Source organism: Citrobacter sp. MGH105 (genome assembly GCF_001037485.2).
In the GTDB taxonomy this organism is placed as follows: domain Bacteria; phylum Pseudomonadota; class Gammaproteobacteria; order Enterobacterales; family Enterobacteriaceae; genus Citrobacter; species Citrobacter portucalensis.
This window is the reverse complement of the sequence record NZ_CP073048.1, coordinates 4,151,778-4,175,244: the sequence shown is the minus strand read 5'-3', so window position 1 is coordinate 4,175,244 and position 23,467 is coordinate 4,151,778. Positions and strand designations below refer to the sequence as shown.

Genomic DNA, 23,467 nt, shown 5'->3' with positions numbered 1-23,467 from the left:
CGCGTTAATTACTCGTAGGTAAATACGAATGTCGCAACGGCTGAGAAAGCCCCTGTTGTGGCCGAATTAGCATTGGTCTCTTTCATGATGGCGATCAGCGGAACCTCTTTACTGTTAATTTCTGCCTCACTCCAGACCAGACGTTCTGAATCGACGGTGGAATTAATAACAAAAGGTTCATCAGGTTTGGATGAGCGCGCTACTGACACCCCTGTGTAGTCGGCTGAGCCTTTAGTTCCATTCGTTAATATTTTTGTTGAATACCCGGATGGCGTTCCGTTGATTGATGTCTTTAACGATTGAAGAGACGCAGGGCATTCAACAATCACTAATTTAAAATCTGCCGTTGCCGTCCCCGCCCTTACATCATCAATACGAACTTCACCGCTACTATTACCAATGATTAATTCTTGTATCGTATCGGAGCCTGTACCACCGACCAGTTTCATATCGCAGGTGGTTTCTTTAATTGTGGCCGTGAAGTTAACATCAAGGTTTGTGGAATTAGCGGCAAGCGCGCTTCCAGAGGCTGCCATTGCGACAAATGCCGCAATGGGAAGAGTGAGGCGGTTTCTTTTCATATAAACTCTCATTAGTTTTTCCCTAAACAGGTAATTACATGTGGCAAAGTTGATTGTTCAGTACTGGGGTTAGCCCCGCTTTTGCCGTGGTTTCAGTTATCTGGTAACGCACCGTACAGGTGCTTTCTTTGCCACTGCCCCACACCACGCGAAGTTCTCCCTGTGGTTCCACGCCGCGCACGTAGGCTTGCCCGGCCTGGCCGACGGTACCGACAGTTTCATTTTTCTCGTTAAGGACATCTGCGCCTAAAGGAATGAAGCCTTTATCGCTGCGCTGTAATTCCAGAATCAGTGAGCGGCCTTCATCGGTTTCAAAATTCACCAGCACAACGGCACCGCTGCGCGGTACGGTAACCGTACTGGTGCTTTTGACTTCAACATCGTTCTCCAGCGAGCTGATATCCAGAGAAACCCGGTTTTCGCGGTAGGCTGACATATACGGCAAAATGCCATATCCCGAGCTGCCGATTTCGCTGCTGCTGTAGCCTAGTCCTGCGCCCTGTGCGCCGCTGGCTTTCACCAGCGCGACGGCATCGGTTTCGCCAATGCTGCCCGGCGCGAACGCCACGCCGCCAGAATGCAGCACCATACCTCCGCTGTAGCTGGCGGAATATTGCCGGCTATTGTCGTCACCAAACGAGGCGGAAAGTCCTAATGGGCCATAGCTGCTGTTGAGGGAGCCAAAACCACTCACCTGATTCAGGTTGCCGTAATTACCGCTGCTTGACGCGGCGCTCACGGAGTAGCTGATGTCATTATCTTTGGTATTGCCACTGGCGGTGGAGTTGACGTTAGTTCCGCCCTTCATGTCAGAACGCAGGCCCATATTGATATTGGAGAAGCTGTCCGAACGTTCCCCACTGTGGGAAAACATACTCAACGGAATACTGAAACTGAGATAGATACTGTCGTCTTTACTGCCGTTCTGGTTATAGGCGCGTTGTAATGACACGCTATAGCTGCCGTAGGCAAAACTGTTGTTGTAACCCACGCTATAGTTGGCCGTTGATCCTGCATCATTCCAGTAGTCCTGCCATGTTCCGCTGACATATACAGAACCCCAGGTTGTTTCTCCCTGGTTTAAGGGTTGGTTGATGCTGAGCTGTACCTGATTTTTGGTACGTTGGTAATCAGCATAAAGCTCATCACCTGAGCGATAACTTTGCTGGGCATATTGCTGGTGCTTAACGCTGTCTTGCAGAGACGCGGCGTCATTGAGGCTGAGGTAGTCTTCAGTAGAAAAACGATAAGCGGCGACGTTAAATGAGGTATTGGTCGCCTCGATCATTTTGCTGTAGGTCAGCCGGTAGCTTTGCCCACTGAGCGTGCCGAGATCATCAATACTGGCGTGAGATTGCGTCACATCAAAGGCGAATGCGCCAATGCCGGTGTTCATTGCCAGGCCTAATAACCCAGCATAGAAATCCATATCGGTATATTGCGCGCCGATATAGCCGGTAAAGGTGTTGTTTAGGCCATAGTAAAACTGCGCATAACCCACCTGCGGTTTATCATGCAAAGAATCATCGTTTAGCTCGCCGACGCCGATATCCCAACGTGTCGCGCCAGGGCGCAACATTTGGGTGACAGAAGAAAAGGGGACGGTAAAGCTCCGTTTGCTGCCGTCGGTTTCTTCTACGGTGACCAGCAGATCGTTACCGTAACCCGTGGTGCTGAGGTCGTTAATCTCAAATGCACCCGGTGGTACGGTCGTTTCGTAGATTTTATTGCCACTTTGCATCACCGTGACTTTGGCGTTGCTGTTGGCTACGCCGCGGATGACGGGCGCGTAGTTGCTGGATCCCATCGGTAACATGCGGTCATCGTTATACATGCGCGCCCCGCGCAGGCTGAAGGAGTCAAACGCATCGCCACGGGTGTAGGAATCGCCTATTACCATTTGTGCTTTCAGCGCTGTGATATCTCGCTGTAAATAAACGTCCTGATTGTTGTATTCACTACCAGTATCTTTGTTCCAGTTAAGGCTACCTCGGGAACGCAAACGCCACGGCCCCATATTTAAACCGTAACGCAGACCCATGTAGGCGGTATCGGATGTTGTGCCATTGCCTTCACTGTGCCAGGCGTTCATATCATAAGAGACGATGGCTGCCGGAACTCCATCTTCCCACAGTGATGGGTCAACGTACCCGGCGGGGCGCTTCAGGATATAAATCTGCGGGAAGTTGAGATCCATAGCCTGTTTGCCGGAATCGTAATTCGCCGTTGCTCCGGGGTAGTATTTTTTTATATCCAGACACGTGGTGTTGTCGTCGAGCTCGACGTCATCGCGCATTGCTGCGGGGTCAACGCCTGCCTTGGTGAGTAAAAGCGGTGTCAGACATGCACTGGCGCGTGGCGTACCGTTTTCATTAAAGGTAATTTCAGAGGTGGATTTCAATGCATTGTTAAGATTCACTTTAACACGATAGGTTCCGGCAAGTACCGGGTTGCCATACGCATAGCGACTAATATCGATATTCGCACCGCTATTAAGTAAAAATTGCTCGTTAAATTCTACGGCTTCGTCCGACTCAACAACGGTTTTTTCGGCTTCTGAATTTGCTGCAGAAACAGAAAAAGGGAGTGCTGTGCCAATAGCAAGACATAATAATGAGCGTTGAAATAGCATTGTTTTTCCGAGTAATTAATGCGAGCAATAATTGCCCGCTATATTGGTACGTAATTGTTATAAGTGATTAGTCGATTTTTGCTTCTCGCTTATCTGTGCCACCATTATCATTAATGGTGTTATAGATAACGGTACCGCTAATATTATTCGAAAGACCTTTTACGGGCATGCTGACTCCGCTAAAGGGCAAAACGGATTTGCTGTCGACAGTATATTCTTTACCGCCCATTTTTAATTTTACGTTGGAAACGGAAACGTTGTACGGGCTGTCATTTTGGGCAAACAACGAAAGCGTATTGCCTTCTTTTTTCTGCGACCATTTCAGGTTTGTAGCCGCATCGCCAGGCGTGCCCTTCAGACCATCCGGGCGGAAAAATAGTTTGATCCGGGTGCGAAAGGCGAGTTGAAGTTGATTTAAACTTTCGCCTTCTTTCGCTTTTGATTTTGGCGGGATTTCCAGCACGTTAAACCAAAACAGCGATTCTCGATCCTGAGGTAATGCGCTACCCATATACGTAATACGTAAGGATTGCCCTTTTTGTGGATCGATACGAGATACCGGAGGCGTAATGACAAATGGCAGTTTTAGCTCCTGCGGATTAACACCGTCACGCCCGTCATCCAGCCAGGTTTGCACCAGTAGCGGTTTATTGCCTCGGTTATCCAGATTCACAATCACGTCTTTTGATGACTGCGGGTACACAATACGTGTTCCGGAAATGACGATATCCGCGTTTACCTGGAATGTTGTAAATGCCGCGAAGGCCGCAGCAGCGAAGCAGGTGGCTTTAAATCCCTTTGTAATAACCATATTGACCATTTTACCCTCCCTGTAGGCACACTTTAAAATCCCCCAGCACAGCCGCTGAGGGATTGGCTAATCTTTTTAAATAAAAGGATTAGTTATAAATAACGGTGAAGGCAACTTGCGCCTGTACGGTTCCTGCCGTTACCGGACTGCTGTCTGCATTCCACTTCTGGCCTTGGGTGTAGGCTACGCGGTAGAACAGGTCACCGGTGCCATCAGCGGAAATAGTGGCTTTCTGGGTGTTGTTAGTCTGGTCAACTTTGATCAGATCGGTAGCGCCGTTGCCGTTGTTAGCCAGCACCAGGTTAACGTTTTCTGCGGCACCCTGCAGATTCGCCGGTGGTACTAACAGGCCACCGGAGGTTGAGCTGGAACCGCCCCAGGAATCAAACTGAGCGGAGGCATCTTTTACCGTTGCGTTATCACATTCACTCAGATTCAGAGTGAACTGTTTTTCGCCCAGAGTGCTGTTTTCACCCAGTGCGGTAGCGAAGTTTTTAACAAAAACGGTATCCAGAGTAACGTCAAAATCATTACCATCTTGATCGATTTTATGATCAAGAGAGATTTTACAGGTATTGTTAGAAACCAGACCGTGGAAAGTAATGGTACCTGTATCAGGCTCTGCAGCCATTGCAGAACCCGCACTCAAAGTCATTGCAATAAAAGCTGCTACGCCATATTTTCTAAAAAACATTTCTAATGTCCATATTTAGGTATTAAGCATAAATATAAGATATGTTTTCATATATCTTATTTGTTGAAATATTATATTTCAAACGCATTTTATAGAGGGGGAAGGTGAAAGGGAATAGTGTTATTTATTAGAAATACTTCACGTTCTTTTAAGTAAAATTAAAGTGCCTTATTTAAATGATGGTATAAATAATAAATAATATTATTTATTCGTAATATTAAATTAAAGACAACCCACCCCAAAATATGTTTTCTGGAAGGGTTGTCCTATTATTGAAGTTTAGGCAACCTGTACCGGAATAGCTTTCGCTGTGCGCTTCATTTCGTTGTCGCCTTCAAAATAGGCCACTTTCGGACGCCATGTACGGGCTTCTTCGTCAGACATGGTGACGAAGCTGGCGATAATTACAATATCGCCAACATCAGCGCAATGCGCCGCTGCACCGTTCACTGAAATGATTCTGGAGCCGCGTTCAGCAGCAATCGCATAGGTTGAGAAACGTTTACCGTTGGTCACGTTCCAGATATCAATAGCTTCGTTTTCCAGAATACCTGAGGCATCAAGGAAATCCTGGTCGATGGCGCAGGAGCCTTCGTAGTGCAGGTCCGCCTGCGTGACTTTTACGCGGTGGAGCTTGCCTTGCAGCATGGTGCGAATCATAACGTCTATACCCTGTCGTTTACCTTGGCTAAGCAGGCGTGACTGGCCTGCTTTGAGAAATCTTCAGGCAGTATTGCCCGATTTTTAACCCCTGTCTACTGGGCTAATGTAACGCTTTGATTATCGATCAGACGCGCCTGACCCAGCCAGGCGGCAGCAAGAATTACGGCGCGTTTACTGGTTTCAGTCAACTCCAGCAGCGTGTCGGCATCGCGGATCTGAATATCGTCGGCGCGAAAGCCTTTTTCATTCAGCTCTTGTTCCGCAATGGCAATAATTTCTTGCAGCTCACGATTACCCGCAATCAGCTTTTCAGCGATACCGTTCATCACGTTGTGCAGGCCCGGCGCGATTTTACGCTGTTCTGCCGTCAGATAACCGTTACGTGAGCTGAGGGCCAGACCGTCTTTGGCACGAATAATCGGTACGCCAACGATTTCAATGTCATAACCCATGTCCGCTACCATTTTGCGGATCAGCGCCAGTTGCTGGAAATCTTTTTCACCAAAGCAGGCGATATCGGGTTGGATCAGGTTAAACAACTTGCTGACGATGGTGGCAACGCCACGGAAGTGACCTGGACGACTGGCACCTTCCAGCATGGTAGAGAGGCCGGGAACATCAACGAAAGTCTGACCTTCCAGACCCTGCGGGTAGATTTCCTCAACGGCTGGTGCAAAGACATAATCAACTTTGCGTTTGTTCAGCTTTTCGCAATCTTCCTGCAGTGTGCGCGGATAACGCACCAGATCATCCGGTCGGTCGAACTGCATCGGGTTAACGAAAATGCTCACTACCACCACATCAGCCCGGGCTTTTGCTTCATCGACCAGTTTCATATGGCCGTCGTGCAGGTTGCCCATGGTGGGAACCAGTGCTACGCGTTTGCCTTCCTGACGCAGACGACGAATATGCTGGCGCAGCAGCGGTAGGGTTTCAATGATTAACACGACAAGACTCCTTAATGGAAACTGTGCTCTTCGCCCGGATAAACGCCGGACTCCACTTCAGCCATATACTGCCGCACTGCGGCGCGCATGTCGCCTGCTTCATTGAGGAAATTCTTCGCAAATTTCGGGATGTGGCCGCCGGTAATACCAAACGCATCATGCATGACGAGGATTTGCCCGTCGGTGACGTTACCGGCGCCAATTCCAATCACCGGAATCGTCAGCGCTTCAGTGACGCGCTTCGCCAGCTCAACCGGTACGCACTCCAGCACCAGCAGTTGAGCGCCCGCTGCTTCTAAGGCCAGTGCGTCATCCAGCAGTACCTGTCCGGCATCGCCTCGGCCCTGAATTTTATAGCCGCCGAAGATATTCACTGACTGAGGCGTTAATCCCAGATGACCACAAACCGGTACGGCGCGTTCGGTGAGCATTTTCACCGTATCTACCAACCAGGCACCGCCTTCAATTTTGACCATATTTGCGCCCGCACGCATGGCGACAGCAGCGTTTTCAAATGCCTGTTCCGGGGTGGCGTAAGCCATAAACGGCAGGTCGGAGAGCAGCAGACAGTTGGGCGCGCCGCGACGTACAGCCCGGGTGTGGTAAGCAATGTCTTCAACGGTGACGGGCAGGGTGGAGTCGTGTCCCTGTACCGTCATGCCCAGCGAATCACCGACCAGCATCACATTGATGCCTTCATCGGCGAATAATTTGGCGAAGCTGTAATCGTACGCGGTAATGGTGGCGAAGCGCTTTTTCTCTTGTTTGCATTTCTGCAGCACAGCGATAGTAGTGGGTTTGCTCATAACCTCTCCGGCCATAATATTGATGAATAGAATGGCCGCATTGTAGGGGAATGAATCAGAAAAGCGTTAGCCCTTTGTGGGAAACTTATCGACCACCACTTAAACAGACATTAGGGGTAGTCGATGGTGAATATGCCGTTCGCTTTGAAATTCCCTGACCCGATTTGCTGGGTGCCGTCACGTTTGAGCGTCGCCAAAAAATTGAGGGTTTGCGACTGGACGACACCATTTTCACTGCTACCGTAGATATTGTCATCACTGGAAGTATCGCGCTGATCGTTATAGATCGAGGTGGTATCGTTGGGGATCATCACCATCTGCTGGCTATAGCTATTGGCCGCGCCGCTGATTTCCAGACCCACGCCAGTGGCTTTGTTGCTGGTCAGTATATTACCCAGCAGAGTGGGGGTTTTAGCGACAGTGGTGGAGGTGAGCGTCACGTTGATATTGCGCAGGCCCCTACAACCCGCCAGCTTGATTGAAAACGGCACCGCCGTAGCGCCGTTAATAATGTCGTTCGGGCTGTAGTGGCCAAGATCGACGGTAGTACCGCTAACGCTGCTGCCGCTGGCCACCGGTTGTGTGGTGCAGGTGGGTTCTGCGACGGTTACTGCGCTTATATCAAAGGTAGCATTCAGATAATAACTCTTAATACCGGCCCCTACGTTCTCGTTCCAGAAGCGCACATGATAATCGCCATTTTTGAGCAGCGTGATCGTTGAGTTGCCCGGAGTATAAGTTTGATCGGTGTAAAATGTTACCGCGGCATAGTAACCCAGCCCACCCCAGGTATAGTAATATCCTGGTCCTGATTGAGTCGGGCCCTTACAGCCGCCATTATCGCTGACTGAAATCACGTTGTGCATAATACCGTTCTGTATCTGCAAATTTGGGGCACTGACTTTGAGGGTATATGAACCAAAGCTACGTAACTCCAGCGAGAAATAGAGCCCGGTAATGTTTGTTTTAAAAATATCGACTCCGCCGTAGCTACCCGCAGAAACGAGGCCGGACTCCACTGATAAGGTACCCATAGTGCTCTGACCTTGATCTGAAACGTAGCAATAAAGACTGTTATTTGCCGATGATGAGCCATGGGCACCGTTCCAGTTGATGGTGACGTTCGCGGGTGCCAGCGCATTTGTGCGGCTGAAATAGACGGTGCGCCCGCTCGGATAAATTAACTGGTTAGTACCATCGCTTGATGGGCCACCATACTCATAGTTATGTTCCCCGTTGCCTAATACAAAGGTATCTGTCTGCGCATAACCCGCTGCGGGAAAAGATAACAATATGACCAATAAAGTAGACACAACAACGGAAAGTACCGTCTGCCGTCCTTTAAATTTACGATATTGCGCAGGTGTGTTCCCTCTCATTGCTATCTCCTTGTAATTTTTATTCGTAATACACTGACACCAGCACGCTGGACTTCACCGCGCCGCTGACGATGGCCTGGCCGGACTGTACTTTCTGCATCCGGGCGTAAAACGAATAGCGGCTATCGGCGTAGTCGGCGGCGGTGACGTCATATTGGCTACGCGGTGTACCGTCGGTGTTCATTACGTTATAGATATTGTTGGCATCGTTGACGGAAAAAATCACCACCCCAACATTTTTCGCGCCGTCGCTGGCGTCGTTGGCAAAAATCTGTGCGGAGCCGGGGGCGAAGCTACCGGATAGTGGCGAAAAATGAATGGTGAGTTTCGACGGATCTTTGCCGCTGACCGGCATACAGTCTTTAACGTGGATATAAAAGGTGCTGCCGCCCTGGTAGGGATCTTCCGCAGTTACACCGCTGGCAAAATAGTCGTAGCTTTTTGTACCTAAATCCACCAGACCGTTATCGTCGACTGAGACTTCACAGCTGGTATTAACTACATTGGCTCTAATTTCTACATCGGTGTCGGCCTCGAGCACGGGGGCCAGTAACAAAAAGCCAATGGTGATGGCGCTGCGCAATAGTTTGCTCATCGTGTCTTACTCATAGGTAATGGTGAACAGGCCCTGGGTAGAGAAGGCGCCAGTGTGTAAATCCGCGACGGTGCTGCCAGAGGACAGCACGATGCGGGCGCTGAGCGGTATGGCGACCGTGGTTTCATCGCTGGCCTGGGCCAGATCGACCAGTTGCTGTACCGGGCTGGCGCAACTTAGCTGTTTGCTGCCGCTGCTGGCTGGTGTTGACGTCGTCCAGATTTCCGCGGACACGTTGGCAGCGTCGTCGCTACCGTTTAGCGCGTTGCGAAAGCCGTTGCCACCGCCAGAAGCGCCATCGCAACCGGTTTTCGCCGTTAGGGTGACGGTAGCCTGTTTTTTGGCCAGCCCCACGCAGTTGCTGAATACCAGTGAAAAAGCCTGTGAGTTGGTTTTATTCACGATTTGTGGAATATAGACATCGCCAATATCGACAATGCCATTTACTTTGCCGGTGTTGTCGTGTAGCGCTGCCTGACAGGTTGATGGTGTAATCGTGGTGGAAACCGTCATCTCCAGCGAGTTTGTGCCCGCGTAGCCCGGCAATGCGGGGAGGAGAACCGACAGTGCGCCACATAGCCGAAATAAATATCGCATCAACATAGCCTCCCTGCTATTGATAGGTAAAAGTAAAGGTGACCTTGGCCTGAAAGTCTCCAGCCGTTGGGATTAATGAGGTACTGGCACGACGAAAAAAGGCGCTTAGATCCATACCGTCAGCGATCTGGCTTTGTTTCCAGGTCGTTTTTTCCGTGCCGTCGAGTTTCAGACGGGCCGTGTCATCTTCGCCGTCCGGCTTAAAGCCAAGACCGACGTTTTCGGCATTTCCGCTGGTCAGCGCGTTTTGCAGCATGTAGTTGCTGTTTGAAAGCGTTGTTCCTTTCACGGTCATCGTGATTGAGGCTATGTCGTTATTACACTCTTGTGGCTTGAGCCTGAAGCTACCTTCTGTATTGGCGGTAACGTTAAGCAGCTCAGAAATCCCGATATTCGGGATGGTGAGCGCATACTGAGTGTCGCTGCCGCTGAGAGACGAGTTATTGAGGCTGGTGACTTTCATCACACAGGTGGTCTCTTCAATGACTGCGGTGAAGTTAAGGCTCAGTCCCTGAGTACTGGCAAAGCCTGGCGACGCCAGCAGTGCGTAAGTGAGCGCCAGTACGTTGACTACGTGGTGTTTTCTCATCCTTTATCCTCGTAATCTATTGCATCTTGCAAGGAACGGCGTTGAGGACGAGGGTCTTACCTGGCGCGTCTTCATTGCCTGAAGCAACCTGATAATGCAAACGGCAGCGCTGTGCCTGGTTCTGTAAGCTCCAGCGCACTTCCAGCTCGCCGCTGTCATCGATACCACGGACAAACGCCTGGCTGCCCTGGCCAACAGTGCCGAGCATATTATTATTCTGGTCGAAGACTTCAGCGGTGAACGGAATCGGCTGACCATCGCTGCGGACCAGGTTAATAATCGCGGAACGCCCCTGATCGGTTGCGAACTGGCTCATTACTACGGCCCCGCGCCGTGGGATCACGGTTGCGCTGGTGCTTTTCATTTCGATATCGTTATCCAGTTCGTTAATATCGAGTGAGACGATATTTTCTCGGTACGGCGTTAATGAATTGCCGATACCGTAGCCGAAGCGGTCGATTGTGCTGTTGCCGTAATCAATACGCGCGCCCTTCGCGCCAGGGGCATCAATAAGCACTAGCGTATCGCCGTCGCTAAAGCTCTGGTTGCTGAAGGTCAGCCCGCCGCTGTGCAGCACAAAGGCGCCATCGGTATTTAATGAATACTGACGCGAGCTGTCATTGCTGGCCGATGCGGACGCGGTGATATTGCCGTAGTTGGAGTCGTAGCTTACGTAGGAACTAATGGTGGAGAGATCTTTGTCCTCTTTTTCCATGTCGTAGGCGGTACTGATGCTGTAGTTCCAGCGGCTATCGGCGCTGTATCCGCTGGCGCTGGTGTTGAATTGATTGCTACCGTCGAAATCGCTGCTGACGCTGCTGTTCAGTGTGCGGAAGCCGCCGCTGTCCCGGTCGGTGCCCAGCAATTTATCCAGTGGGATTGTCACGCTCAGGTAGACCGAGTCATCGCGGTGATTGTCTTCGTCATAGGTGCGTTGCACGTTGATGCTGTAGCTGGCCCAGCCCAGGCTATTGCTGTAGCCTGCAGAGAAACTGCTGCGGGAATCATTGGTTACCCAGTAGTCGGCCCAACTGCCGTTCAGATAGAGCGAACCGTAGTTGATATACCCGTTTTTCAGACTTTGATTCAGGCTGATGGTGAACTGGTTTTTCATCCGCGAATAGTTGTTCATGCCGTGGGCAGTGTCACTGTCGCTGTGTTTGGCATCATCAATAATGCTCAGCGCATCGCTCAGACCCAAATAGTCTTTCGTCGAATAGCGGTAGGCGGCGATGTTCAATGAGGTGTCCGCCGGTGCGAAGAATTTATTCCACGACACGCGGTAGCTCTGACCGCTGTATGTTTTATCGTCAGGAACGTTAGTCTGTGATTGGGTGACGTCAAAGGAGACAGCACCGATTAGGGTGTTCATCCCCAACCCCAATAACCCAGCAAGATAGCCGTTGTCTGTGGCCTGAATACCGCTAAAACCGGTGAATGTGTTGTTAAAACCGTAATAGAACGTGCCCTGTGCCAATCCCGGCTCATCACGTAAGCTATCGTCGTTGACCTGGCCCACACTGAGATCCCATTTGCCAACACCAGGGTGCATCATTTGTACCAGAGATGAAAACGCCTGACTAAAGCTATGCTTCGAGCCGTCGGCTTCGGTAATGGTGACCTCTAAATCGGCGCCATACCCGGATGGCGAGAGGTCATCAATCGCAAACGGCCCTGGCGGGACCGTGGTCTCATAAATTTTGTAGCCGTTCTGTGTAATGGTGACTTTGGCGTTACTGTTGGCCACGCCCCGAATTGTTGGCGCATAGCTGGCAAGCTGCGGTGGCAGCATTTGTGATTCGCTATAAAGGCGAATACCGCGTAGGTTGACGGTGTCGAAAGCCTCACCGCTGGTGCCGGATTCACCAATGATCAACTGGGAGCGTAGCGCGGCGATATCTCGCTGCATATAGCGGTTTTGATAGTCAATATTGCTGCCGCCGTCCTTTTGCCTTGAGTAGTTGCCTTGTGCGCGGAAATGCCATGCGCCCAGGTTTACACCGCCATTAAAGCCAGCATAGACGCTGTCTTCAGTACCGTAGTCGTTCTCATTTTTCCACGCACTGACGTTGTACGACAACATGGCGGCAGGGATGCCGTCATCCCACAGCGAAGGATCAACATAGTTGGCGAAACCTTTTTGCACCCACATTTGTGGTACGCCGATATCCAGACGCTGGTCGCCGCCGTCAAAGTGGTTGGTTGACTGGGGAATAGCGAGCGCGAGATCAAGGCAGTTGTTAATGCTTTCCTCACGTTTCACCAGTACGGCTTTTTCGGGTATATCGTCAGGCAAACGAATATGTAACTGGCTGAGCATCTTGGGCGTAATGCATGCCTGTGTTTTACCGTTATGCGCGATATCGATGAACTCGACCTTCAGCGTGGTGACCAGATCGTTATTAACGTAGCCGCTGGCATCGTAGACGCCAGGGGAGATCGCATTACCGTCGGAATAACGACTAAGATCGACCTGGCTTGATCCCGGTCCCATTAAAAACGAGCTGTCAAACTCCATCGTTTCATTTTCAGCCCATGCGCAAAAGCTGCCGGGTAATAGAGTACAGACAATAAAGCGGGCCAGGAAAGTAACCCTGAAATTTTTCGACAGCAGTTTCATTGGCGCATCCCAAAGAGTAAAGGTAAGCGTTAAATATTCACCTTGCCGTTAATTGCGCCGCCAAAATCACTGATCGCAATATAGTTAATGCTGGTTTTGGTGGGTGTGCCGGTTAAGCCAGAAATGGTGAAATCGGATTCGCCTTTGGGGGCAACCATTGAAGCGGAAACAGCATATTTTCGTCCGCCAACAACGGCTTCAATTTTATTAAACGAGACAAAATAGCCGGTAGGGTTAGTCACATGAATGACGGGTTTCCCTGCTTTTTGCTGGATGCGCCACTGCAATTTCTGCGGGGCTTCTGATGCGATACCTGCCAGTCCGTCCGGGCGGTAAAACATTTTGATACGCGTGCGGAAAGCCAATTGCAGGATATTTTTATCTTTTACCTCTGCATCTTTCATTTTGGGGGGAACTTCCAGCACGTTAAACCAATAGATGCTTTCGCGATCATTAGGTAATGTGCTGTTGCTTGTATAGGTCAATTTTACCGTTTGTCCCCGTCCCGGTTCGATACGGGAAACCGGTGGTGTGGCGTTAAAGGGTACATTGATGGTACTGGGATCAGCGTTTGGATCGCCGTCATCCAGCCAGCTTTGTACTAGCGCTGGTGTCGAGCCTTTATTTTCCAGTCGAATGGTGGTGTCCTTTTGTGCGGCTTTATAAATAATACGCGTGCCGGAAAGGACAATATCTGCAAATGCCGGTTGGACAGCCAATAGTGCAGTAATAGCAAAAGAAAGGGAGCGACACATCCTGGTCATAGTTATTCCTCCATGTTGGTATATAAGGAGGGAAATTGTGATAAAGCACACGATGCCCCTCCTGCCAAATACGAATGATTATTCGTAGGTTACGGTATACGCTGTGTTGGATTTCACGTAGCCCGCGGTTACAGGGACAGCATCAGACTGCTTAACGTAAGAAACGACGAAGTTGAACTTTGCCACACCGTCAGCATTAAAAGATGCATCGTGAATATCGGCAGCGTCGTTTACTTTGACCTGGGTATAGGCCAGCGCGGAGCCAGAATCATCGACCTGGTGGATGGCCAGGTTAACGCCGGTAGCCGGGTTGGAGATAGAGTCATCGTTGTTCAGCGTACCGAGGCTGTTGCTGAAGAACGTTGAAGCCATGCTCAGGTGCGCTTTCGTGTTGGCGTTGCTGGAGCCGCAGTCTACGGTAATGTAGAATGGTTCAGGTTGTACGCCAGGCTCACTGCCCTGTACACCTGGGTCGCTTGCAACATTCGCCGTGACAGCCGTGTTCAACTGAACCTGGCCGTCCTGGCTACCGCCGTTCACGTGCGGCGTGCAGGTGTTATCGCTGACCAGACCGGCAAAGTCTACCTGGCCGCCATCAAGGGCGAATGCAGATGTTGTAGAGGCGGCAGACAGCACCAGTGATAAAGCAATTAACTTTAATTTCATGTTGAAATATCCTTATTAAAAATAAATGTCATTTCAGACCGCCGAGATTATAAAACTCGCGCTGGAAATAGAAAAATACCGAGCAAGGATGTTTCTCATTATGATATTCACGGAATGAATATTTTGTTTATGTATTGGTTTCGCTTTTGTTCTGCCATGACCGACCCTCTAAAAATACCATGATATTTATGCTGCTTATATTATGTTTGCGATAAAAATAACCGTGTTTTATATTTTTGGTTTATTGTTTTCTTTTGGTTTATTGTTATCATGTATATATTTGGTGTATTTGTTTTTATTTGACATTCATCATGTATGATGAAAAAAAATAAAAGCATGTTTAATTAAATCTTAAAATATTCTGCTCAATAGCAATTTAATATCATCGGCTGTATTTGGTTTTCAGGGGTAAATGATGGAGTTATCTTGTTGCTTTCGATAACCCCATGAATATTAACAATTAATTATAGGTTAAAGTATAGGCCGTATTAGACTTCACATAGCCTGCTGTCACCGGAACGGCGCTGGACTGCCTTACATATGAGACGACAAAGTTGAATTTGGCGACGCCGTCAGCATCAAAAGATGCATCGTGAATATCGGCAGCGTCGTTTACTTTGACCTGGGTATAGGCCAGTGCAGATCCGGAAGCATCGATCGCATGGATGGCCAGGTTAACGCCGGTAGCCGGGTTGGAGATAGAGTCATCGTTGTTCAGCGTACCGAGGCTGTTGCTGAAGAACGTTGAAGCCATGCTCAGGTGCGCTTTCGAGTTGGTGTTGCTGGAGCCGCAATCTACGGTGATGTAGAACGGTTCAGGTTGTACGCCAGGCTCACTGCCCTGAACGCCCTTGTCGCTCGCAACATCCGCCGTGACAGCCGTGTTCAACTGAACCTGACCGTCCTGGCTGCCGCCATTCACGTGCGGCGTACAGGTGTTGTCGCTGACCAGACCGGCAAAGTCTACCTGACCACCATCGAGGGCAAAAGCGGAAGAGGAGAGCAGCGCTGTAGAGAATGCTATAGCGAGTAGCGTCTTATTCATTTCGTAATGTCCTTATTAGAACTTAATGTCTTTAAAAATAACTGGTGAATAAATTATTGCGAGTGGATTAAAGCAAATATCAGCATGAAATGTAAAATTCATAAAATCTATTTGTTTTGATGTTATTATTTTTAACGCAAATGATATTTGAATTTCATATTTATTGGAGGTTGATTTTTTCAACTGATTATTGTTTCTGTAAGATTTTTAAGCGTAGATTGTTGAGAGGATGGAGATATTTGCATTTATAGCATTTATCTTGTTGATGTTTGTATTAGACGTATTGATTCTGTGACAGTTTTTATGTAGAGAAAAAAAGAATGCTTGGATATGGTTTATCTTTTATATCACTGTGATTGATGTTTTTTTATTGATTAGAAAAAATACAATATTGTTGTAAAAAAAATAACAAGGGCAATGTTAATTGGTGATTTAAAATATTAACGCTTTGTATGATTGTCGAAAAATATAATATTGAATGTTATATCAAATGGTTATGACCATGTTGTGATTGCGTGGTTAACGTTGAATGGTTATACGGGCATAAATCGTGCCGCGCCTCTTCACGCAGTGTTCCGGAAATCAGTGCTATTACCAGAGAGCAGGACGTTGAGGGTAATTCTGGGCGAGATAAGTACGGAGCGGAGTATTGCCAGGGAAGAGCAGTTCTGGCGCGATTTCAACTAACGGCCACAGCATAAAGCCCCGGTTTTTCATGTCGTAGTGCGGCACGGTCAGACGTTCGGTGTTAATCACTTCATCGCCAAACAGCATAATGTCGAGGTCCAGCGTTCGCGGCCCCCAGCGTTCAGCTTTGCGCACGCGGCCCTGTTGCAGTTCAATACGCTGGGTATGGTCCAGCAACGCTTCGGGGGCGAGGGTGGTTTCCAGCGCCACGGCGGCGTTCAGGTAATCGGGCTGATCCTGTGGGCCTAATGGCGGTGTGCGGTAAAATGAAGAGACGGCCATAATGCGGCTGTCGGGAATTTCACCGATCGCCTGTATGGCAGCATTCACCTGTTCCAGCGGGGAGGCGAGGTTGCTGCCAATAGCGATATATACCCGTCGTCTTTCAGGCTGCATCTGTGTTGGCTTTCCTCGCTCATCCCAGTCACGTACTGATGTACGCTCCCGGGAGTTCGCTGTGTCGCCGCCTTGATGCAACCCGAAATCCATTGGGTATACGCGATTGGTCACGCGGAACCTTCGCGGCGTGGCGCGCGTTTACGCGGGCGACGATGGCGACGGCGTACGTCTGGCTCTTCATCCAGCTCGTTCAGCATGCCTTTTTGTTCCGGCGGCGCTGAAACCTGGAATTCACCCCACCATTTCGCCAGTCGCTGCAATTCCGCGTTGTGTTCGACTTCAGCACGCAGCGCTAACAGGTCGTAAGCTGCGCGGAACTTTGGATGCTCCATCAGCTTCCAGGCGCGTTTGCCCTGGCGACGGGACATACGTAACTGCAACTGCCAGATATCGCGGGTCAGTGAGGTCAGACGTTTCGGGATCGCCAGCGAGCGGCAGGCTTCGTCCAGCACGTCGTTCATTGCCAGCGCGAAAGCGTCGTAATAGGCCAGACCGCTTTCTTGCGCAATTTTCTGTGCGGCTTCCAGTAACGGATACCAGAACATGGCAGCAAACAAGAACGCCGGGTTAACGCGCATATCATTGTGAATGCGGTTATCGGTATTCTTCAGTACCTGGGCAATGATGCGTTCCATCGGGCTGTCACCGTCTTCGGTGAAGTAGCGCGTAATGGTTGGGAACAGCGGTTGGAACAGGCTGTACTCACGCAGTTTTTTATAGGTTTCGTACCCATAGCCTGCCTGTAACAGCTTGAGCGCTTCTTCAAACAGGCGTGCAGGAGGAATATCGTTAAGCAAGGTAGCCAGACGCGGGATAGGCTCCGCGGTTTCCGGGCTGATACGCATGTCGAGCTTGGCGGCAAAGCGCACGGCGCGCAGCATACGTACAGGATCTTCGCGGTAGCGCGTTTCCGGATTACCGATCAGGCGAATGATGCCCTCTTCGAGATCCTGCATTCCCCCGACGTAATCACGTACGGTGAAATCGGCCACGCTGTAATACAGGCTGTTGATCGTGAAGTCGCGACGCTGGGCATCTTCTTCGATGGAGCCGAAGATGTTGTCACGCAGCAGCATACCGTTTTGCCCACGCTGCGATGTTGTGCGATCGGATTCGCTGCCTTCATGATGACCGCGGAAAGTCGCCACTTCGATAATTTCTGGGCCGAACATGACATGGGCCAGACGGAAACGGCGACCGACCAGGCGACAGTTACGAAACAGTTTGCGCACCTGATCCGGCGTTGCGTTAGTGGTGACATCAAAATCTTTCGGTTTTTTGCCCAGCAAAAGATCGCGTACACCACCGCCAACCAGCCATGCCTCGTATCCGGCCTTATTGAGCCTGTACATTACCTTCAGGGCATTTTCACTGATATCTTTGCGGGAGATAGAGTGCTGCTCACGCGGAATTACCGTCATATGTGGACGGGCGACGGCGAGCTCAGCCTCGCGCTCCTCGCGGCTTAGCACCTTGCGGCAAAAATTAGCGACTCGGGTAAAAATAGTGCACCTCGGTAGTGTCAAACTTCAATCAGAACAAGTGTTGCTGTGTAAAAATAGCGGCTAATCATAGCTCAGCATGATGCATTTGAGAATGCCGGATTTAAGATCGCCGAATCAGGCACCGCTGTCAGACGCCAATTCTCAACGGCAAACTCCAGGATCTGATCAACCTGCATATCCTGCCACGGGATATCGGCACGCTGGCCGAGAAAGCGCAGCGCGGCAATAATCACCGGACGCGGATCGCCTTGCGGCAGCGCAGGTGCATGATTTTGTTTTGAAAGTTTAGCGCCTTGTTCGTTGAGCGCCAGCGGAAGATGAATATAGTCAGGCGCTTGCCAGCCAAACTGCTGATACAAAGAGATTTGCCGCACCGTGGGTTCGATAAGATCGGCGCCGCGTACAATCTCCGTTACGCCCTGAAAGTGGTCATCAACCACCACAGCGAGGTTATAGGCAAACAGCCCGTCGCGTCGGTGGATAATAAAATCTTCCCTCGCAAGCTGCGGGTCAGCCTGAATCTCACCGCGCAGTTGGTCAGTAAACTGCATCACCGGATGGCGTTGCTTTATGCGGACAGCCGCCTGCTCTGGTCCGAGGCGTAACTCACGGCAGTGGCCGTCATAAATACCGCCGACGCTTTGAATACGCGCCCGCGTACAGGTGCAGTAATAGCTCAGATCCTGTTGATGTAACCAGGCGAGCGCCTCGCGGTAGGCATCATGACGTTGGGATTGCCATAAAATATCGCCATCCCAGTGCAGTCCGTAATGTTCCAGCTGACGCAGAATCGTATCTGCAGCACCGGGAACTTCACGAGGGGGGTCAATATCTTCAATGCGCACTCGCCAGATTCCGCGCTGTGAGCGGGCCTGCAGGTAACTCCCGAGGGCGGCAATTAGTGAACCGAAATGCAGTTCGCCAGAAGGGGAAGGGGCGAAGCGGCCTATATAGTGTGAATCGCTCATTTTGCGGACTAACAAATAATAAGGCGGGAGAAGCTCCCGCCTGTAGTAAACGTGGTAAAAATGACCGGAATTAACCTGCCATTTGTTTTTCGCGGATTTCTGCCAGCGTTTTACAGTCGATGCACAGATCGGCTGTAGGACGCGCTTCCAGACGGCGAATACCAATTTCTACGCCGCATGATTCGCAGTAGCCGAAATCTTCGTCTTCTACTTTCTTCAGCGTCTTCTCGATCTTTTTGATCAGTTTGCGCTCACGGTCACGGTTACGCAGCTCAAGGCTGAATTCTTCTTCCTGTGCGGCGCGGTCCACCGGATCAGGGAAGTTAGCCGCTTCGTCTTGCATATGAGTTACGGTGCGATCGACTTCATCCCTAAGTTGATTGCGCCATGCCTCAAGAATACGCCTGAAGTGCGACAGCTGGGCTTCGTTCATATACTCTTCGCCCGGTTTCTCCTGGTACGGCTCCACCCCAGCGATGGCGAGAATACTCAGGGACGATGTTTTACGGTTTTGCCCTTCTTGCATGTTGCTTCTCCTTAACACGCACTATCGATCCCCATGTTCGGGGGAAAAATCAGGTCGCTATAAATAGCAGATGCTTTTCCGGATAGCAATTATCTAAACGTAACACTTGACAACCCTGTGAGGAAAAGCGTATTTGCCCACGCGCCCAGAATACTAATTGACCAGATATTTACACCATTACAAGGTAATGGGCAACGGCTCTTTAAGAGTCATACCGTGGGCAGAAAGTTCCGCTTTATAAACCAGAATTTCAACCCCCTTAAGCTGTGCTTCAACTAATAATTGCGCATATTTTGCATCGATATGGCGCGCGGGTGAAAACCGTGTAATGGCTGAATGTAGCACGGCGAAAAATATCACTGCCCGCTTGCCTTCAGCCGCTACGCTCATCAATTCCCGAAGATGCTTCTGACCTCGTTCAGTGATGGCATCGGGAAAATAACCCTGCTCTTTTTCCGCCAACGTGACTGATTTCACTTCAATATAGCAGTCAGGTCGGGAATCTGCCTGTAACAAAAAGTCGATGCGGCTCCCTTCGGCGCCGTATTTTACTTCACTTTTCAAAGTGCTGTAGCCTGAAACTTCTGAAATTAACGCCTGCTGAATCGCCTCTTTCGTTAATCTGTTGGCCCACAGCGTGTTAACACAAATAAATTCACCGGATTGAGTTTGCGTTAATTCCCAGGTATGTGGATATTTGCGTTTAGTATTTTCTGATGTCGAATACCAAACGGTGTCACCTGGCATTGCGCATCCAGTCATCGCACCGGTATTTGGGCAGTGTAACGTTAACTCTGTGCCATCTGGTGTGATCACATCCGCTAAAAAGCGCTTATAGCGCTGGATGAGCGTTGCTGGTTGTAAAGGTGGAGAAAATTGCATAAACAGTCCCTTTGATTATTCAGTCAGCGTCCAGCGTTGCAACTGCGTGTAACGCGTGCGTCCTCGCGCAAATGAGGAGGAATAAAGCGCAAATTCCGTGACTGGAAACGACCAGCCAAAGCCCGGTGGCGGGATTGGCACCGCGTGGCCGGCATCGCGCAGCAGCGTGATATGTGGATGAAACGGCTGCGGGCTTTGGTAGCAACCGCTGCGTGCGGCCTGTGCCCGCAGCATATTCGCCAGTTGCAGCAATCCGCGCGGCGGCTGACGCATTCCCAGCCACACAACCCGGGATCGCAACCATTGCCCGGCATCATCGAGTTTGAGCGTAAAACCCGGCTGGCGAATACGCCCCGCGAGCTGCGACAGCGCCTGTTGCTTCTCAGCGCTGACGTCGCCTAAAAAGGCCAGCGTCAGATGCAGATTATCAGCCGCGACGGGGCGACCCGCTTCAGGGGGGAACTGCGCGGCCCGCCAGTGGATTAGCTGCTCCCGAACCCCGGCTGGCAATTCAATCGCAAAGAACAGCCTTTTTGGCTCAGACATGATGGATACTCGGTTATGAATTAACGCGATGCTACAATGCAGCGCGAAGAATGTTAACCCTCTGGAGCCATTTGTGACGTCGTTGCCCGTTGCCGCCGTAGTGCCTGAACTGCTTACCGCCCTTGATGCCTCGCCGCAGGTTCTGCTGACGGCGCCGACCGGTGCCGGGAAATCGACCTGGCTGCCGTTGCGACTTCTTGAGCATCGCGGTATTACGGGGCGGATTATTTTGCTGGAGCCGCGCCGCCTGGCAGCGCGCAATGTGGCGCAACGATTAGCGGAATTGCTGAACGAAAAGCCGGGTGAAACCGTGGGTTATCGCATGCGCGCACAAAGTTGCGTAGGGCCGCAGACCCGGCTGGAAGTGGTAACAGAGGGCGTCCTGACGCGGATGATCCAACGCGATCCTGAACTGACAGGCGTCGGGCTGGTGATCCTCGACGAATTTCACGAACGGAGTTTACAGGCTGATCTGGCGCTGGCGCTATTGCTGGATGTGCAGCAAGGGCTGCGGGACGATCTGAAACTGTTGATTATGTCCGCCACTTTGGATAACGGGCGTTTGCAGCAGATGTTGCCCGATGCGCCGACGATCGTTTCTGAAGGCCGCGCATTTCCCGTTGAGCGGCGGTATCAGCCGTTGGCGGCGCATTTGCGTTTTGATGAAGCGGTAGCGATAGCGACGGCGGAGCTATTGCGCCATGAAGGTGGGTCACTGCTGCTGTTTTTACCGGGTGTGGGCGAAATCCTGCGTGTACAGGAGCAGCTGGCTACGCGTGTAGGCAGCGATGTTGTGCTGTGTCCACTGTACGGCGCGTTAACGCTTTCCGAGCAGCGTCAGGCGATTGTGCCCGCGCCGCAAGGCAAACGCAAAGTGGTGCTGGCCACCAATATTGCTGAAACCAGCTTAACGATCGAAGGCATCCGACTGGTGGTGGACTGCGCCCAGGAACGCGTGGCGCGCTATGACGTGCGTACCGGTCTGACGCGACTGATTACCCAGCGCATCAGCCAGGCTTCGATGACTCAGCGCGCGGGACGTGCGGGTCGTCTGGAGCCCGGTATTTGCGTGCATCTGCTTGCCAAAGAGCAGGCAGAAAGAGCGGCAGCGCAGGGGGAAGCGGAGATATTGCAGAGCGATCTGTCCGGGCTACTGATGGAGTTGCTGCAATGGGGATGTACCGAACCTGAACAACTGAACTGGCTGGATACGCCGCCCGCCATCAATCTGCAGGCGGCAAAACGGCTGTTGCAGATGCTGGGCGCGCTTGAGGGCGACAGGCTCAGTGCTCGCGGACAGAAAATGGCGGCATTGGGTAACGATCCTCGTTTAGCGGCGATGCTGGTCGGTGCCAAAAATAATACCGAAGCGGCTACGGCGGCAAAACTGGCTGCGATTCTGGAAGAGCCGCCGCGCGGCGGAAGTACCGATCTGACCGTGGCGTTTTCACGAAATCAGCCCGCCTGGCAGCAGCGCAGTCAACAGTTGCTGAAACGGCTTAACGTTAGCAGCGGACAGCCCGACAGCACGTTGCTCCCCTCATTGCTGGCGCGGGCGTTTACCGATCGGATCGCGCGTCGACGCGGGCAGGAAGGGCGCTATCAACTGGCGAATGGCATGGGCGCAATGCTGGATGCTGATGACGCTTCAGGACGCCATGAATGGCTGATAGCGCCACTTTTGTTGCAGGGTAGCGCTGCGCCAGACGCGCGTATTTTGCTGGCTCTGCCGCTGGATATTGAGGCGCTGATGCAGGCATGTCCTGAGCTGCTGCAACAGTCCGACACCATCGAATGGGATGAGACTCAGGGAACGTTAAAGGCATTGCGTCGGTCGCGCATTGGTCAGCTCACGGTAAAAGTACAGCCATTAGCCAAACCCTCGGAAGAGGAGTTGCATCAGGCGATGTTGAATGGCATTCGCGATAAAGGGCTAAGTGTGCTCAACTGGACGTCGGAAGCCGAGCAGTTTCGACTGCGTCTGCAATGTGCGGCAAACTGGTTGCCAGAGTATGACTGGCCCGCGGTAGATGAGGATTCTCTGCTGGCGTCGCTGGAGACCTGGCTGCTGCCGCACATGAGCGGTGTGCACTCGTTACGCGCATTAAAAGCACTCAATGTGGGACAGGCGTTGCGCGGTTTACTGGACTGGTCAATGTTGCAACGTCTGGATAGTGAGCTGCCTGCGCATTACACTGTGCCGACGGGAAGCCGGATTGCCATTCGCTATCATGAGGATAATCCTCCAGTATTGGCGGTTCGGATGCAGGAAATGTTTGGTGAAGCAAAGACCCCAACCATTGCCCAGGGGCGCGTGCCGCTGGTGCTGGAGTTGCTGTCTCCGGCCCAAAGACCGCTACAGGTGACCAGCGATCTGAGCGCGTTCTGGCAGGGATCGTACCGCGAGGTGCAAAAAGAGATGAAAGGGCGTTATCCCAAACATGTCTGGCCGGACGATCCGGCGAATACTGCGCCAACGCGGCGCACCAAAAAGTATTCGTAATGTAACTGTAGGCCGGATAAGGCGTTATGCCGCATCCGGCGAAAGAGCGGTAATAATTGAGA

Annotated in this window: 22 protein-coding genes; 1 reads left to right on the top strand and 21 read right to left on the bottom strand. The window is 51.1% G+C overall.

The genetic code is table 11. The annotated features are described in order from the left end of the window. Positions 1–8: 8 nt before the first annotated feature. The 21 genes from SK35_RS20110 to thpR form a co-directional block, all read right to left on the bottom strand. Positions 9–593 (bottom strand): fimbrial protein, encoded by a 585-nt coding sequence (locus tag SK35_RS20110; protein WP_082193789.1) that lies wholly within the window; start codon positions 591–593, stop codon positions 9–11. A gap of 22 nt (positions 594–615) precedes the next feature. Then, positions 616–3,213, bottom strand: a complete 2,598-nt coding sequence (locus SK35_RS20105; RefSeq protein ID WP_048214917.1) for an outer membrane usher protein — start codon at positions 3,211–3,213, stop codon at positions 616–618. A 67-nt stretch (positions 3,214–3,280) separates the two neighbouring features. After that, a complete protein-coding gene (locus SK35_RS20100; protein WP_048214916.1) occupies positions 3,281–4,033 on the bottom strand; it encodes a fimbrial chaperone in 753 nt (250 codons plus the stop codon). Between the two features lie 79 nt (positions 4,034–4,112). Continuing rightward, complete coding sequence (locus tag SK35_RS20095; RefSeq protein WP_048214915.1) at positions 4,113–4,718, bottom strand: fimbrial protein; 606 nt, start codon at positions 4,716–4,718, stop codon at positions 4,113–4,115. A 279-nt stretch (positions 4,719–4,997) separates the two neighbouring features. Continuing rightward, positions 4,998–5,378 carry an aspartate 1-decarboxylase gene (gene panD / locus SK35_RS20090; protein ID WP_003018640.1) on the bottom strand — a complete coding sequence of 127 codons (381 nt, stop codon included), beginning with the start codon at positions 5,376–5,378 and terminating at the stop codon, positions 4,998–5,000. 95 nt (positions 5,379–5,473) lie between these two features. After that, the gene (gene panC / locus SK35_RS20085) at positions 5,474–6,328 is read right to left on the bottom strand and encodes a pantoate--beta-alanine ligase (RefSeq protein ID WP_048214914.1); all 855 of its coding nucleotides are present in this window, start codon (positions 6,326–6,328) and stop codon (positions 5,474–5,476) included. 11 nt (positions 6,329–6,339) lie between these two features. After that, the gene (panB, locus tag SK35_RS20080) at positions 6,340–7,134 is read right to left on the bottom strand and encodes a 3-methyl-2-oxobutanoate hydroxymethyltransferase (protein ID WP_048214913.1); all 795 of its coding nucleotides are present in this window, start codon (positions 7,132–7,134) and stop codon (positions 6,340–6,342) included. 110 nt (positions 7,135–7,244) lie between these two features. Further along, the gene (locus SK35_RS20075) at positions 7,245–8,513 is read right to left on the bottom strand and encodes a fimbrial protein (RefSeq protein ID WP_053071024.1); all 1,269 of its coding nucleotides are present in this window, start codon (positions 8,511–8,513) and stop codon (positions 7,245–7,247) included. Between the two features lie 19 nt (positions 8,514–8,532). Then, the gene (locus SK35_RS20070; RefSeq protein WP_048214912.1) at positions 8,533–9,108 is read right to left on the bottom strand and encodes a fimbrial-like protein; all 576 of its coding nucleotides are present in this window, start codon (positions 9,106–9,108) and stop codon (positions 8,533–8,535) included. Between the two features lie 6 nt (positions 9,109–9,114). Beyond that, the gene (locus SK35_RS20065) at positions 9,115–9,705 is read right to left on the bottom strand and encodes a fimbrial protein (RefSeq protein ID WP_048216356.1); all 591 of its coding nucleotides are present in this window, start codon (positions 9,703–9,705) and stop codon (positions 9,115–9,117) included. Between the two features lie 16 nt (positions 9,706–9,721). Continuing rightward, entirely contained in the window at positions 9,722–10,294 is a 573-nt protein-coding gene (locus tag SK35_RS20060) for a fimbrial protein (RefSeq protein WP_048214911.1), read from the bottom strand. Between the two features lie 16 nt (positions 10,295–10,310). After that, the gene (locus SK35_RS20055) at positions 10,311–12,914 is read right to left on the bottom strand and encodes an outer membrane usher protein (RefSeq protein ID WP_048214910.1); all 2,604 of its coding nucleotides are present in this window, start codon (positions 12,912–12,914) and stop codon (positions 10,311–10,313) included. A gap of 29 nt (positions 12,915–12,943) precedes the next feature. Further along, positions 12,944–13,678 carry a fimbrial chaperone gene (locus tag SK35_RS20050; RefSeq protein WP_048214909.1) on the bottom strand — a complete coding sequence of 245 codons (735 nt, stop codon included), beginning with the start codon at positions 13,676–13,678 and terminating at the stop codon, positions 12,944–12,946. Positions 13,679–13,756: 78 nt separating this feature from the next. After that, the gene (locus SK35_RS20045) at positions 13,757–14,344 is read right to left on the bottom strand and encodes a fimbrial protein (RefSeq protein ID WP_048214908.1); all 588 of its coding nucleotides are present in this window, start codon (positions 14,342–14,344) and stop codon (positions 13,757–13,759) included. 460 nt (positions 14,345–14,804) lie between these two features. After that, positions 14,805–15,389, bottom strand: a complete 585-nt coding sequence (locus tag SK35_RS20040; RefSeq protein WP_048214907.1) for a fimbrial protein — start codon at positions 15,387–15,389, stop codon at positions 14,805–14,807. A 591-nt stretch (positions 15,390–15,980) separates the two neighbouring features. Continuing rightward, on the bottom strand, positions 15,981–16,472 hold the full coding sequence (folK, locus tag SK35_RS20035) for a 2-amino-4-hydroxy-6-hydroxymethyldihydropteridine diphosphokinase (protein ID WP_048214906.1): 492 nt from the start codon (positions 16,470–16,472) through the stop codon (positions 15,981–15,983). Positions 16,473–16,582: 110 nt separating this feature from the next. Beyond that, positions 16,583–17,980 carry a polynucleotide adenylyltransferase PcnB gene (gene pcnB, locus SK35_RS20030; RefSeq protein ID WP_204528218.1) on the bottom strand — a complete coding sequence of 466 codons (1,398 nt, stop codon included), beginning with the start codon at positions 17,978–17,980 and terminating at the stop codon, positions 16,583–16,585. Between the two features lie 71 nt (positions 17,981–18,051). Further along, entirely contained in the window at positions 18,052–18,948 is an 897-nt protein-coding gene (gene gluQRS, locus SK35_RS20025; protein WP_048214904.1) for a tRNA glutamyl-Q(34) synthetase GluQRS, read from the bottom strand. Between the two features lie 70 nt (positions 18,949–19,018). Continuing rightward, on the bottom strand, positions 19,019–19,474 hold the full coding sequence (gene dksA, locus SK35_RS20020) for an RNA polymerase-binding protein DksA (protein WP_003829221.1): 456 nt from the start codon (positions 19,472–19,474) through the stop codon (positions 19,019–19,021). 177 nt (positions 19,475–19,651) lie between these two features. Next, positions 19,652–20,356 carry a DNA/RNA nuclease SfsA gene (gene sfsA, locus SK35_RS20015; protein WP_048214903.1) on the bottom strand — a complete coding sequence of 235 codons (705 nt, stop codon included), beginning with the start codon at positions 20,354–20,356 and terminating at the stop codon, positions 19,652–19,654. A 15-nt stretch (positions 20,357–20,371) separates the two neighbouring features. Then, entirely contained in the window at positions 20,372–20,902 is a 531-nt protein-coding gene (gene thpR, locus SK35_RS20010) for an RNA 2',3'-cyclic phosphodiesterase (RefSeq protein WP_048214902.1), read from the bottom strand. 73 nt (positions 20,903–20,975) lie between these two features. Here thpR and hrpB point away from each other — a divergent pair, with 73 nt between their 5' ends. Further along, positions 20,976–23,405 carry an ATP-dependent helicase HrpB gene (hrpB, locus tag SK35_RS20005; RefSeq protein ID WP_048214901.1) on the top strand — a complete coding sequence of 810 codons (2,430 nt, stop codon included), beginning with the start codon at positions 20,976–20,978 and terminating at the stop codon, positions 23,403–23,405. Positions 23,406–23,467 lie beyond the last annotated feature (62 nt).

Bases quoted from the DNA above. Each gene is read 5' to 3' on its own strand.
- gluQRS (WP_048214904.1), bottom strand. From the start codon at position 18,948: ATGAGCGATTCACACTATATAGGCCGCTTCGCCCCTTCCCCTTCTGGC.
- SK35_RS20095 (WP_048214915.1), bottom strand. From the start codon at position 4,718: ATGTTTTTTAGAAAATATGGCGTAGCAGCTTTTATTGCAATGACTTTG.
- sfsA (WP_048214903.1), bottom strand. From the start codon at position 20,356: ATGCAATTTTCTCCACCTTTACAACCAGCAACGCTCATCCAGCGCTAT.
- SK35_RS20050 (WP_048214909.1), bottom strand. From the start codon at position 13,678: ATGACCAGGATGTGTCGCTCCCTTTCTTTTGCTATTACTGCACTATTG.
- SK35_RS20065 (WP_048216356.1), bottom strand. From the start codon at position 9,705: ATGCGATATTTATTTCGGCTATGTGGCGCACTGTCGGTTCTCCTCCCC.
- SK35_RS20110 (WP_082193789.1), bottom strand. From the start codon at position 593: ATGAGAGTTTATATGAAAAGAAACCGCCTCACTCTTCCCATTGCGGCA.
- SK35_RS20040 (WP_048214907.1), bottom strand. From the start codon at position 15,389: ATGAATAAGACGCTACTCGCTATAGCATTCTCTACAGCGCTGCTCTCC.
- folK (WP_048214906.1), bottom strand. From the start codon at position 16,472: ATGCAGCCTGAAAGACGACGGGTATATATCGCTATTGGCAGCAACCTC.
- panB (WP_048214913.1), bottom strand. From the start codon at position 7,134: ATGAGCAAACCCACTACTATCGCTGTGCTGCAGAAATGCAAACAAGAG.
- SK35_RS20055 (WP_048214910.1), bottom strand. From the start codon at position 12,914: ATGAAACTGCTGTCGAAAAATTTCAGGGTTACTTTCCTGGCCCGCTTT.
- SK35_RS20070 (WP_048214912.1), bottom strand. From the start codon at position 9,108: ATGAGCAAACTATTGCGCAGCGCCATCACCATTGGCTTTTTGTTACTG.
- SK35_RS20100 (WP_048214916.1), bottom strand. From the start codon at position 4,033: ATGGTCAATATGGTTATTACAAAGGGATTTAAAGCCACCTGCTTCGCT.
- SK35_RS20105 (WP_048214917.1), bottom strand. From the start codon at position 3,213: ATGCTATTTCAACGCTCATTATTATGTCTTGCTATTGGCACAGCACTC.
- SK35_RS20075 (WP_053071024.1), bottom strand. From the start codon at position 8,513: ATGAGAGGGAACACACCTGCGCAATATCGTAAATTTAAAGGACGGCAG.
- thpR (WP_048214902.1), bottom strand. From the start codon at position 20,902: ATGTCTGAGCCAAAAAGGCTGTTCTTTGCGATTGAATTGCCAGCCGGG.
- panD (WP_003018640.1), bottom strand. From the start codon at position 5,378: ATGATTCGCACCATGCTGCAAGGCAAGCTCCACCGCGTAAAAGTCACG.
- SK35_RS20060 (WP_048214911.1), bottom strand. From the start codon at position 10,294: ATGAGAAAACACCACGTAGTCAACGTACTGGCGCTCACTTACGCACTG.
- SK35_RS20045 (WP_048214908.1), bottom strand. From the start codon at position 14,344: ATGAAATTAAAGTTAATTGCTTTATCACTGGTGCTGTCTGCCGCCTCT.
- dksA (WP_003829221.1), bottom strand. From the start codon at position 19,474: ATGCAAGAAGGGCAAAACCGTAAAACATCGTCCCTGAGTATTCTCGCC.